Annotated in this window: 11 protein-coding genes and 1 tRNA gene; 10 read left to right on the forward strand and 2 right to left on the reverse strand. The window is 62.7% G+C overall.

Going from position 1 to position 12,364, the window contains the following annotated elements; translation table 11 throughout:
• Nucleotides 1-151: 151 nt before the first annotated feature.
• On the reverse strand, nt 152-1,108 hold the full coding sequence (locus tag ACM14_RS01665) for a DMT family transporter (RefSeq protein WP_065345069.1): 957 nt from the start codon (nt 1,106-1,108) through the stop codon (nt 152-154).
• Nucleotides 1,109-1,470: 362 nt separating this feature from the next.
• Here ACM14_RS01665 and aceA point away from each other — a divergent pair, with 362 nt between their 5' ends.
• From aceA to ACM14_RS01715, 10 genes are all read left to right on the forward strand, one after another.
• Complete coding sequence (gene aceA, locus ACM14_RS01670) at nt 1,471-2,802, forward strand: isocitrate lyase (protein WP_013801675.1); 1,332 nt, start codon at nt 1,471-1,473, stop codon at nt 2,800-2,802.
• A 308-nt stretch (nt 2,803-3,110) separates the two neighbouring features.
• The gene (gene thrS, locus ACM14_RS01675) at nt 3,111-5,042 is read left to right on the forward strand and encodes a threonine--tRNA ligase (protein WP_065345070.1); all 1,932 of its coding nucleotides are present in this window, start codon (nt 3,111-3,113) and stop codon (nt 5,040-5,042) included.
• Between the two features lie 80 nt (nt 5,043-5,122).
• A complete protein-coding gene (infC, locus tag ACM14_RS01680; protein ID WP_012206414.1) occupies nt 5,123-5,740 on the forward strand; it encodes a translation initiation factor IF-3 in 618 nt (205 codons plus the stop codon).
• A gap of 203 nt (nt 5,741-5,943) precedes the next feature.
• Nucleotides 5,944-6,147: a 50S ribosomal protein L35 gene (gene rpmI, locus ACM14_RS01685; RefSeq protein ID WP_012206413.1), complete on the forward strand. Its 204-nt coding sequence runs from the start codon at nt 5,944-5,946 to the stop codon at nt 6,145-6,147.
• 26 nt (nt 6,148-6,173) lie between these two features.
• Nucleotides 6,174-6,533, forward strand: a complete 360-nt coding sequence (gene rplT / locus ACM14_RS01690; protein ID WP_012206412.1) for a 50S ribosomal protein L20 — start codon at nt 6,174-6,176, stop codon at nt 6,531-6,533.
• Nucleotides 6,534-6,643: 110 nt separating this feature from the next.
• A complete protein-coding gene (gene pheS / locus ACM14_RS01695) occupies nt 6,644-7,696 on the forward strand; it encodes a phenylalanine--tRNA ligase subunit alpha (RefSeq protein ID WP_012206411.1) in 1,053 nt (350 codons plus the stop codon).
• Nucleotides 7,697-7,771: 75 nt separating this feature from the next.
• Complete coding sequence (gene pheT, locus ACM14_RS01700; protein WP_065345071.1) at nt 7,772-10,219, forward strand: phenylalanine--tRNA ligase subunit beta; 2,448 nt, start codon at nt 7,772-7,774, stop codon at nt 10,217-10,219.
• A gap of 33 nt (nt 10,220-10,252) precedes the next feature.
• Complete coding sequence (locus tag ACM14_RS01705; protein ID WP_012206409.1) at nt 10,253-10,585, forward strand: integration host factor subunit alpha; 333 nt, start codon at nt 10,253-10,255, stop codon at nt 10,583-10,585.
• Between the two features lie 189 nt (nt 10,586-10,774).
• Nucleotides 10,775-11,185, forward strand: a complete 411-nt coding sequence (locus ACM14_RS01710) for a MerR family transcriptional regulator (RefSeq protein ID WP_065345072.1) — start codon at nt 10,775-10,777, stop codon at nt 11,183-11,185.
• 30 nt (nt 11,186-11,215) lie between these two features.
• Nucleotides 11,216-11,292, forward strand: a tRNA-Pro gene (locus ACM14_RS01715).
• A gap of 100 nt (nt 11,293-11,392) precedes the next feature.
• Here the strand turns inward: ACM14_RS01715 and ACM14_RS01720 are convergent.
• Nucleotides 11,393-12,292: a LysR substrate-binding domain-containing protein gene (locus ACM14_RS01720; RefSeq protein ID WP_065345073.1), complete on the reverse strand. Its 900-nt coding sequence runs from the start codon at nt 12,290-12,292 to the stop codon at nt 11,393-11,395.
• Nucleotides 12,293-12,364 lie beyond the last annotated feature (72 nt).

Raw genomic sequence — 12,364 nt, forward strand, 5'->3', positions numbered from 1 at the left:
CTGATGCTAATGGGAAAAAAACGCTCTTCCAAGCTTACCCGTCAAATTTTTGCCTCGATTTGTTGCTGTGGCGCTGTTTTTTGAGGAGTTTTTGCATTCTGGCTTGCTTTCGAGGGCCGCCCTGGCAGGTTGGCCGTCGGCGGCAGCGTTTTTAGAAGGGGCTGGCACCGCTCGCGGAAGGGTGTTGTGCAAGGCGTTTTCTGCCCGGCCAGGTGGCCACGAGAATGCCCAGCAGGGCGATCGCAAAGGCCAGCGCCTGCATGGATGTGATCCGTTCGCCCAGCACGCACATGCCGACCACGGCAGCGCTGATCGGCAGCAGTACCGTAAAGGTGCCGGCCTGGGAGGCTGGCACATTGCGCAAGCCCGTCATCCACAACCACACGGTCCACACACAGGCGGCAAGGGCGTAGAACAGCAACAGACCCCAGATGCTCCATGCCACGCTGCCGAAGTCGAAGCGCCAGGCCAGATACAGCCCGAAGGGCGTAGACAGCGCAAATCCCCAGAGATTGACGATGGATGTGATGCGCTTGGGCCCCAGGGACGTGGTCAGGCGCTTGCCGATGACGGCGTAAAACGCCTCGCAAAGCACGGCGCCGACCAGCAGCATCTGCCCCAGCCAAGCCTGCGGTGAGGCTGATGCTGATGCTGCCGAGGCGGCGCCAGCGTCCGGGCGGGACAGTGCATACAGGCCGATGCCCGCCACGGCCAGCGCGATGGCCAGCCAGGTGCGCGCAGCCACGCGCTCGCGCAGAAACAGCCAGCTCATCAAGGCCACGGCAGCAGGGATGGCAGCCATGGTGACGCCGGCCGTGACGGCACTTGTCAGGCTCACTCCAGTCACCATGCAGATGGTGAAGAGAAAGTTGCCGAACAGCGACTCAAGAAACAGCAGGCCCTGCGTGCGCCGAGACAGGGGTGCCTCGTCCGCCGGCTTGCGCAGCCAGCGCAGCATGGCGATGGCCCCGATGCCAAAGCGCAGCCAGGCCAGCAGCAGCACCGGAAAAATGGCCGCCAGAGGCTTGGAGAGGGCGACATAGCTGCCGACCAGGGACATGCTCAGCGCCAGGCAGGCATAGGCAGATCTGCGATGGGAGGTGTTCACGGCAAGTGCTGGTTTGAGAGGCGGGAGCGCCACCTGAACGCGCGATGGTACCTGTGAGCGCGTTCGGTGTGCGTGACATGTGCCTGTCGCGGACGCTTGCCATGCTGTGGTGACTTTTCATGGCATGGAATTCATGTTTTGCATTGTGAAATACTGAAATGCTGCATTGCGCCAATTTTTCTCAATACGAGAAATGTGATTTCATATTGAAAAATATGAAAATAACTCGTTGATTTATATGATGAAAAATTTAGTCTTGTATAAGACACAAGATGTTGATGAGGTCTTCTATAAGACTTAAATTTGATCCCAAGGCCGACGCAAGAAAGCCGCTTGTTTCAACCACCTACCAGGAGAGCAACATGCCCCAATCCCTGACCCAGCAACTGAGCCGTGAACAGCAAATTTCCGCCCTTGAGAAAGACTGGGCGCAGAACCCCCGTTGGAAGGGCGTCAAGCGCGGCTACAGCGCCGCCGACGTGGTGCGTCTGCGCGGCAGCCTGCAGCCTGAATACACACTGGCCCAGCGTGGCGCGGAACTGCTCTGGGACAGGATCAACGGCGGTGCCAAGAAAGGCTATGTGAATGCCTTTGGTGCCATCTCCGCAGGCCAGGCCATGCAACAGGCCAAGGCTGGCCTGGAAGCGGTGTACCTGTCGGGCTGGCAGGTGGCTGCCGATGGCAACACCAGCGAAACCATGTACCCCGACCAGTCGCTGTACGCCTATGACTCGGTGCCCACCATGGTGCGCCGCATCAACAATACCTTCAAGCGTGCCGACGAAATCCAATGGGGCCGTGGCATCAATCCCGGCGACAAGGAATTCATCGACTACTTCCTGCCTATCGTTGCCGATGCGGAAGCCGGCTTTGGCGGCGTGCTCAACGCTTTCGAACTGATGAAGAACATGATTGCCGCTGGCGCAGCCGGCGTGCACTTCGAGGACCAACTGGCTGCTGTGAAGAAGTGCGGCCACATGGGCGGCAAGGTTCTGGTGCCCACCCAGGAAGCCGTCGAGAAGCTGATCTCCGCCCGCTTTGCCGCTGACGTGATGGGCGTGCCTACCATCGTGCTGGCCCGCACCGACGCTGAAGCCGCCAACCTGATCACCTCCGATCACGATGCCAACGACAAGCCGTTCCTGACCGGCGAGCGCACACAGGAAGGCTTCTACCGTGTCCGCAATGGCATGGAGCAGTCCATCAGCCGCGGTGTGGCCTATGCGCCCTATGCCGACCTGGTGTGGTGCGAAACCGGCGTGCCCGACATCGGCTTTGCCCGCGAGTTCGCCCAGGCCGTGCATGCTGCCTGCCCAGGCAAGCTGCTGAGCTACAACTGCTCGCCTTCGTTCAACTGGAAGAAGAACCTCAACGACAGCCAGATCGCCTCCTTCCAGGAAGACCTGTCTGCGCTGGGCTACAAGTTCCAGTTCATCACGCTGGCCGGCATTCACATCAACTGGTTCAACACCTTCAAGTTTGCCCACGCCTACGCCAACGGCGAAGGCATGAAGCACTACGTGAACATGGTGCAGGAGCCCGAATTCGCAGCCCGCGAACAAGGCTACACCTTCGTGTCCCACCAGCAGGAAGTGGGTGCAGGCTACTTCGACGACGTGACCACGGTGATCCAGGGTGGCTCGTCCAGCGTCAAGGCACTGACCGGCTCCACGGAAGAGGAGCAATTCCACTGAAGCGCGGCTTCGGTGAGTGCAACTTCAGGTAGATAGGGGTGAGAAAGCGTCCGGGGCCTTGTGCTTCGGGCGCTTTTTCTTTGCTGGGGTTAAAATGGCGGAAGTTTTCAATTGACAACAACTGACAAGGGCGAGAAAGGCATCATGGTTATGACACCGCGAACTACATCGGAGATGTACACCGGCCGCTAGCGGCTGGCGGTTCGCGCCTGCACGAGATTCACTCGACCCCAAGAAAGCGCGGACCTGGCTCCGCGCTTTTTGCTTTTGGGGGATGCGCGCCCCCTGAGAAATATTTTAGGAATCCCATGATCCACATTACGCTTCCCGATGGTTCGCAACGTGAGTACCCCGGCCCCGTCACCGTGGCCGAAGTGGCCGCATCCATAGGCGCAGGCCTTGCCAAAGCGGCACTGGCCGGCAAGGTGGGGGCTGGCGATGACGCCAAGGTGGTGGACACCAGCTTCGTCATCGACAAGGACATGCCCTTGTCCATCGTGACGGCCAAGGACGCCGATGGCCTGGAGGTGATCCGCCATTCCACGGCCCACTTGCTGGCCTATGCGGTCAAGGAGCTATTCCCGGAGGCCCAGGTCACCATCGGTCCCGTGATCGAGAACGGCTTCTACTACGACTTCTCGTACAAGCGCCCCTTCACCCCTGAGGATCTGGTCGCCATCGAAAAGCGCATGGCCGAACTGGCCGCCAAGGACGAGCCCGTGGTGCGCCGCGTGCTGCCGCGCGACGAGGCCGTTGCGTACTTCAAGGGCATCGGCGAGAACTACAAGGCCGAGATCATCGCCAGCATCCCCTCCAATGAGGATGTGAGCCTGTACCGCGAAGGCAGCTTCGAGGATCTGTGCCGCGGCCCGCACGTGCCCAGCACCGGCAAGCTCAAGTTCTTCAAGCTGATGAAGGTGGCTGGCGCCTACTGGCGTGGCGACCATCGCAACGAGATGCTGCAGCGCGTGTACGGCACGGCCTGGGCATCGAAGGACGACCTGCAGCAGTACCTTCACATGCTGGAGGAGGCTGAAAAGCGCGACCACCGCAAGCTGGGCCGCGAACTGGACCTGTTCCACATCGACGAGCACTCGCCGGGCACCGTGTTCTGGCACCCGAAGGGCTGGTCCCTGTGGCAAGAGGTCGAGCAGTACATGCGCCGCGTGTACCGCGACAACGGCTATCAGGAAGTCAAGGGTCCGCAGATCCTGGACAAGACCCTGTGGGAGAAGACTGGCCACTGGGACAAGTACCGCGAGAACATGTTCACGACCGAGTCGGAAAAGCGCGACTACGCGCTCAAGCCGATGAACTGCCCCGGCCACATCCTGATCTTCAAGCAGGGCATCAAGAGCTACCGCGACCTGCCGCTGCGCTACGGCGAATTCGGCCAGTGCCACCGCAACGAGCCCACGGGCGGCCTGCACGGCATCATGCGCGTGCGCGGCTTCACGCAGGATGACGGCCACGTCTTCTGTACCGAAGACCAGATCCAGCCCGAAGTGCTGGCCTTCACCACGCTGCTGCAAAAGGTCTACGCGGACTTCGGCTTCAGCGACATCATCTACAAGGTCGCCACGCGCCCCGAGGCGCGCATCGGCTCCGATGAAAGCTGGGACAAGGCAGAAGCTGCGCTGATCAACAGCCTGGAGGCTTCGGGCTGCGAGTACGTGATCTCGCCCGGCGATGGCGCGTTCTACGGCCCCAAGATCGAGTACACGCTCAAGGACGCCATCGGCCGCCAGTGGCAGTGCGGAACCATCCAGGTGGATTTCTCCATGCCCGAGCGCCTGGATGCGGAGTACGTGGGCGAGGATGGCGACCGCCATCGCCCCGTGATGCTGCACCGTGCCATCGTCGGCAGCCTGGAGCGTTTCATCGGCATTCTCATCGAGCAGCACGCTGGTGCCATGCCGACCTGGTTGGCTCCCGTGCAGGCCGCTGTGCTCAATATCACCGACGCGCAGGCGGACTATGTGCGGGAAGTCGCACAAAAGCTGCAAAAAGCATTTCCGAATCAAGGCCTTAGGGTGGCGACAGATCTGCGCAACGAAAAGATTACGTATAAAATACGGGAGCATTCGTTGCAAAAGCTGCCTTACATCCTTGTTGCTGGCGACAAGGAGAAGGCCGCTGGTGCAGTGGCAGTGCGCGCACGGGGCAACAAGGACCTCGGTGTGATGTCGGTCGATGCGTTCATTGAACTCGTGGCCAAGGACATCGCGGCGAAGGCCTGATGGAGCATCTCCAAAGGCGGTAGCCGCTTGCGTGTACTGCACACAAGCGGCTACGCTGTTGTAGCAACTTAAATCCAAGGGTGAGAACCATAGCTACTGAATTTCGTGATCGGCGCCACCGTGAAGAGCGCAAGCATCGTCTCAACCGTGAAATCATGGCGCCTGAAGTGCGTCTGTCCGGCCCGGAGAACGAGCCGCTGGGCATCGTGCCTCTGCAGGAAGCGCTGCGCATGGCGGGCGAGTTGGACGTGGACCTGGTGGAAATTGCCGCCACTGCCACTCCACCTGTCTGCCGGTTGATGGACTATGGCAAGTTCAAGTACCTTGAACAGAAGAAGGCTGCCGAAGCCAAGGCCAAGCAGACCGTCATCGAAATCAAGGAAGTGAAATTCCGCCCTGGTACCGACGACGGCGACTACAACATCAAGCTGCGCAACATCCGCCGTTTCCTGGCCGATGGTGACAAGTGCAAGATCACGCTGCGGTTCCGCGGCCGTGAAATCACGCACCAGCAGATTGGTCTGGATCTGCTGAACCGTCTGCGTGACGATCTGGCGGATTCCATCCAGGTGGAGCAGTTCCCCAAGCTGGAAGGCCGCCAGATGGTGATGATGATCGCCCCTGCGCGCAAGAAGCCCACAGCTGGCGGCAAGCCGGCAGAAGTTTCTGCTGCACCTGCGGTGGCTGATAAGGCATAATCGCGGTTTCGCCCTTCGTTGAGGGGCGACAGAATTTGCAGGCCGTGCGCGAGTCGATTGCGCGGGGCGTGCGATGCAAGGGACATGGTTTCCATGTCCCTTGTTCTTGCCGGCCTTCGGGCTGGCACAGAAGTGTCTCGGGGCCAGCAAGTGCGCGCAGTGTTGCGAGCCGCCTCACGAGCACAAACAACAGGAGCATTCAAATGCCCAAAATGAAGACCAAGAGCAGCGCGAAGAAGCGTTTTCGCGTTCGTCCCGGTGGCACCGTCAAGCGCGGTCAAGCCTTCAAGCGTCACATCTTGACCAAGAAGACCACCAAGAACAAGCGTCACCTGCGTGGTGCAGTGTCTGTGCATGAGACCAACATGGGCTCTATCGCACAAATGCTGCCGATGGCTGGCCTGTAATTCACTGACGAACAAGGAGAAAACACATGCCTCGCGTCAAACGTGGTGTAACGGCCCGCGCCCGTCACAAAAAAGTTCTGGCCCTTTCCAAGGGTTTCCGCGGCCGCCGCGGCAATGTCTTCCGCATCGCCAAGCAGGCGGTGATGAAGGCTGGGCAATATGCCTACCGTGACCGCCGTGCCAAGAAGCGCGTGTTCCGCCGTCTGTGGATCGCCCGTATCAACGCCGCTGCACGTGAACTGGGCCTGACCTACAGCCAGTTCGCCAACGGCCTGAAGAAGGCAGCCATCGAGATCGACCGCAAGATGCTGGCCGATATCGCGGTGCACGACAAGGCTGCGTTTAGCAGCATCGTTGATCAAGTCAAGGCCAAGCTGGCTGCTTGAGATAACGGTCTGCGGCCATCCTCGTGATGGTCTGCAGCGCAAACAGCAAGGGCTAGGGCTTGAAAAGGCTGCTAGCCCTTGTTTCTTTTCACAGTCGATAAAGAGTCGATATGAACGAGTTGGATTCTCTGGTCGAGAGCGCGCAGCAGCTGTTCGCGCAGGCACAAACCCCCGCTGATCTGGAAAACGCCAAGGCGCAGTTTCTGGGCAAGTCGGGCAAGGTGACCGAGCTCATGAAGGGCATGGCGCAGCTTTCCGTCGAAGAGAAGAAGTCGCGCGGAGCCGCCATCAACGTGGCCAAGCAAGGCATCGAGGCCGCGCTGACCGCGCGCCGCAAGGCCCTGGCCGATGCCGAACTGCAGGCCCACCTGAAGGCCGAGGTGCTGGATGTGACCTTGCCGGGCCGTCGCCGCGGGCAGGGCGGCCTGCACCCCGTGTCGCTGACGCTGGAGCGCATCGAGGGCATCTTCGGCTCCATGGGCTTCGATGTGGCCGAGGGCCCCGAGATCGAGTCCGACTGGTTCAACTTCACGGCGCTGAACACGCCGGAAGACCATCCCGCCCGTTCCATGCACGACACCTTCTACGTGGAAGGCGGCACGGAACAGGCTCCCAATCTGCTGCGCACGCACACCAGCCCCATGCAGGTGCGCCACGCTGTGCAGCACGTCAAGAAATACCGTGAGCGGCTCGACGCCGGCCAGGGCATGCCCGAGATCCGCGTGATCGCGCCGGGCCGCACCTACCGCGTGGACAGCGATGCCACGCACTCGCCCATGTTCCACCAGTGCGAAGGCCTGTGGATTGGCGAGAACGTCAGCTTCAAGGACCTGAAGGTGGTCTTCACCGACTTCTGCAAGACCTTCTTCGAGAGCGACGACCTGGTGCTGCGCTTTCGCCCCAGCTTCTTCCCCTTCACCGAGCCCAGCGCCGAGATCGACATCCAGTTCCAGAGCGGCCCGCTGGCCGGCCGCTGGCTGGAAGTGGCCGGCTCCGGCCAGGTGCACCCCAACGTGGTGCGCAACATGGGGCTGGACCCCGAAAAGTACATCGGCTTTGCCTTTGGCATGGGGCCTGACCGCCTGACCATGCTGCGCTATGGCGTCAACGATCTGCGACTGTTTTTTGACGGCGATATCCGCTTCCTGTCGCAATTCCGTTGATCCGGCTGCAAGCCTTCGCCAAAGAGTCCGCCAGCGCCACGGCGCGCGGACTGAACCAACGCCAAAGAGTCTGATATGCAATTTCCCGAATCCTGGCTGCGCGAGTTCTGCAATCCGCCGCTGACCACCCAAGAACTGGCCGACACCCTGACCATGGCCGGCCTGGAGGTGGAGGAGCTGGAGCCCGTGGCGCCGCCGTTCACCAAGATCGTCGTCGGTGAGATCAAGGCTGCCGAGCAGCATCCCAATGCCGATCGCCTGCGCGTGTGCCAGGTCGATGTGGGCGGACCCGAGCTGCTGACCATCGTCTGCGGCGCGCCCAACGCGCGCGTGGGCATCCGCGTGCCCTGCGCCACGGTGGGCGCCGAGCTGCCGCCCGGTGAAGATGGCAAGCCTTTCCTGATCAAGATCGGCAAGCTGCGCGGTGTGGAGAGCTTCGGCATGCTGTGCTCGGCACGCGAGCTCAAGCTGTCCGAGGACCATGGCGGCCTGATGGAGCTGCCGCTGGACGCGCCTCTGGGCCAGAACATCCGCGAATACCTGAACCTGGATGACACGCTGCTCACGCTCAAGCTCACGCCCAATCTGGCGCATTGCCTGAGCGTCTACGGCGTGGCGCGCGAAGTGGCTGCGCTGACCGGCGCGCCGCTCAAGCCCCAGTCGTTCACGCCTGCCGCCGTGGGCGTGCAGGACAGGCTGGCCGTGAAGATCGAGGCGCCCGACCTGTGCGGCCGCTTCTCGGGCCGCGTGGTGCGCAATGTCAACACCCAGGCGAAGACGCCGCAGTGGATGGTCGATCGCCTGGCGCGCTGCGGCCAGCGCAGCGTGGCGCCGCTGGTGGACATCTCCAACTATGTGATGTTCGAGCTGGGCCGTCCTTCGCACATCTTCGACCTGGACAAGATCCACGGCGGCCTGCAGGTGCGCTGGGGCACGGAAGGCGAGCAGCTCAAGCTGCTCAACGGCAACACCGTCACCGTGGATGGACAGGTGGGCGTGATCGCCGATGACCGCGAAGTCGAGTCGCTGGCCGGCATCATGGGCGGCGACGCCACAGCCGTGTCCGACGACACGCGCCACATCTACATCGAGGCCGCATTCTGGTGGCCCAAGTCGATTGCCGGCCGTTCGCGCCGCTACAACTTCTCCACCGATGCGGGCCACCGCTTCGAGCGGGGTGTCGATCCCGAACTGACGGTCGAGCACATCGAGCGCATCACCGAGCTGGTGCTGCAGATCTGCGGCACGCCCGAGACCGTCTGCGGCCCCATCGACGACCAGCAGGCCAACATGCCCCAGCCCAAGCCCGTCACGCTGCGCGTGGCGCGTGCGGCCAAGGTCATCGGCATGCCGCTCACGCAGCAGCAGTGCCTCGATGCGCTGGCCGGCCTGGGCCTGCCGGTGGAGCAGGGCGATGGCGTGCTCACCGTCACGCCGCCCAGCTTCCGCTTCGACATCAACATCGAGGAAGACCTGATCGAGGAAGTGGCGCGCATGGTGGGTTACGAGAACCTGCCCACGACCAAGCCGCTGGCGCCCATTGCGCCCAAGCTGCGCGCCGAAAACCGCCGCAGCCAGTTCGCCGTGCGCCGCGCGCTGGCCGATCTGGGCTACCAGGAAACCATCAACTTCAGCTTTGTGGAAGCCGCGTGGGAGAAGGATCTGGCTGGCAACGCCAATCCCATCCAGCTGCTCAACCCCATCGCAAGCCAGCTCAGCGTGATGCGCTCCAGCCTCATTGGCTCGCTCATGCAGGTGCTCAAGTTCAATGCCGACCGCAAGGCCGAGCGCGTGCGCGTGTTCGAGCTGGGCCGTGTCTTCCTCAAGGATGACAGCGTTGTTGACAGCGACACCACGGTCAAGGGCTTCTACCAGCCCATGCGCGTGGCGGGCCTGGCCTGGGGTGCTGGAGAGCAGCTGCAATGGGGCCGCGCCGAAGCCAAGGTGGACTTCTACGACGTCAAGGGCGATGTCGAGGCGCTGCTGGCGCCGCGCAAGCCCGTGTTCGAGCCGGCCGAGCATCCTGCCATGCACCCGGGCCGCTGCGCGCGCGTGCTGCTCGATGGCCAGTCCATCGGCTTCGTCGGCGAGCTGCATCCCCAGTGGCGCCAGCAATGGGATCTGGCCCAGGCGCCCGTGCTGTTCGAGCTGGAGCTCGATGCCGTGCTGGCGCGCGAGGTGCCGGTGTTCAAGCCCGTGGCCAAGCACCAGGCCGTGGAGCGCGACATTGCCGTGGTCGTGAACGAAAAGGCCACGCATGCTCAGCTGATGCAGGCAGTGGAAGCTGCCCAGACCGGCGGCCTGCTGCGCTCTGCCGTGCTGTTCGATGTGTTCCGTCCCAAGGCGCTCAAGGCCGGCGAGACAGCGGCACCGGGCGCGCTGGCGCAGGACGAAAAGAGCCTGGCCGTGCGCCTGACGCTGGGCCATGACGACAGCTCGCTGACCGATGTGCAGATCGAACAGGCCGTGCAGGCCGTGCTCGAGCAGCTGCAGCAACGCCTGGGCGCGCGCCTGCGCGCCTGATGGAAGGCCCATGCCGTGAAAGGAGATCCCGTGATGGAACTGACGGTGGAAAGTCTTGATTCGCCCGCGCTGACCAAGGCGCAACTGGCGGACCTGCTGTTCGACGAGATCGGCCTGAACAAGCGCGAATCCAAGGAAATGGTGGATGCGTTCTTCGAGCTGATCTCGCAAAGCCTGGTGACGGGCGAGGATGTGAAGCTGTCGGGCTTCGGCAACTTCCAGATCCGCACCAAGGCACCGCGTCCGGGGCGCAATCCGCGCACGGGCGAGGCCATTCCGATCGAGGCGCGCCGCGTCGTGACCTTCCATGCGAGCAGCAAGCTCAAGGAGCAGATCCAGGAAGGCACGACGGGCTCCGCGTCCTGAAGGGTCGCCCCCCGGGGCCCGGCTTGCCGTGGCCCAGCTGTCGTCAGCCTGTCTGCCTTGCGGTGGATGGGCTGTTTTTACGACAGGGTGCTGGCCTGCAAGCGAGCTGTGCAGTAGGCTCGGCCTTCTTCCCGGATCGGCATCCGCGCACCAGCGGCATTGCACATCCTGACCTCATCCACATTTGCCATGGCTTCACTTCTGCCCCAGATTCCCGCCAAGCGCTACTTCACCATCGGTGAGGTCGCGGATCTGTGCGACGTCAAGCCGCATGTGCTGCGCTATTGGGAGCAGGAGTTCACGCAGCTGCGTCCCATGAAGCGGCGCGGCAATCGCCGCTACTACCAGCACCACGAAGTGCTCATGATCCGGCGCATCCGTGAGCTGCTGTACGAACAGGGCTTCACCATCAACGGCGCGCGCAACCGCCTGCGTGAGGCCTCGGGGTCTGCCGTGGTTCCCGCGATGCAGGCCGGTGTCGTGGTGTCGGCGCCGGCTGCCGCGCCGCTGCTCGGTGGCGATGCCGCGGCCAGCGTTCCGCTGGAGCCGGAGGCCGTGCGCGAGGAGCTTTTGCAGATTCGTGCGCTGCTTTCTATTTGAGAGCAAAAAGCTGTATATAATTGAATTCTTCGGCGTGTAGCGCAGCCTGGTAGCGCACTTGCATGGGGTGCAAGGGGTCGCGAGTTCGAATCCCGCCACGCCGACCATAAATGAATACGGACCACAGCTTCTGGCTGTGGTCCGTTTTTCTTTGTGCCATCGTCAGCCGCTACCAACCGCTGAAGGGGAGCGGCCGTTGCGCAGGAATCAACCCTGGGCGCAGGTTGCAAGCAGCCATTGCCGGAAGGCTACCAGCGCCGGCAGTGTCGCGTTCCTCTCGGGATAGACCAGGTAGTAGCTGCGCTGGCTGGGGATGGCGTCTCCCACCACGTGCAGCTCACCGCGCGCTATCTCCTCTTCCACCAGTACCCGTGGCACCAGGCCCACGCCCATGCCTGCCAGCACGGCCTGTATCAGGTGCGAGGTCAGCTCGAAGCTCGGCCCTATCCGCATCTGCCGGTGATCGAGCCGATAGTGCGTGAACCACTCGCTCCAGGCCTGCCGGTTGCTGGCCACCGTGAGCAGCACCTGCTGGCCCGCCCAATCCGGCGAGGCTGCTGCCTGCCCGGCCTGCTGCAGCGCCTGCGGGCTGGCCACCGCCACCAGAAACTCGTGGTACAGGCGATGCGCGGTCAGCCCGGGCCAGTCTCCCGTGCCCACGGTGATGGCGGCGTCTATCTCTGCGCTGTCGAAATCGATATCGCCGATGCGCGAGTGGATGTGCATCGTCACCCCGGGCTGCGCCTGGTAGAAGCCATGCAGGTGCGGCAGCAGCCATTTGGAGCCGAAGGTGGGCAGGGTGGCCAGGTTGAGCGTGCCGCCGCCGGACTGGCGTGACATGGCCTGCAGGGTGGCGCTGCGTATGCGGCCCAGCGCGGCGCCCAGGTCGATGAAGTAGCGGCGCCCCACATCGGTCAGGCGCACCGTGCGGCCCTCGCGGCGGAACAGGCTGATGCCCAGCTGCGCCTCCAGCGTCTGCACCTGCCGGCTGATGGCGCTCTGGCTGAGCGACAGCTCCTCGGCCGCACGCGCATAGCTTTCGTGGCGCGCGGCCGCCTCGAAGACCAGCAGCAGGGACATGGAGGGCGTCAGTCGTCGGTAATTCATGAGTTTTATGCAGTGTTTGCGGCAGCAATTTTCGTTTGTTCCAGAGGAAGAGTGTAGGGATACTTGCGGCCA

This window comes from Delftia sp. JD2, assembly GCF_001682645.1.
GTDB lineage: Bacteria > Pseudomonadota > Gammaproteobacteria > Burkholderiales > Burkholderiaceae_C > Comamonas > Comamonas acidovorans.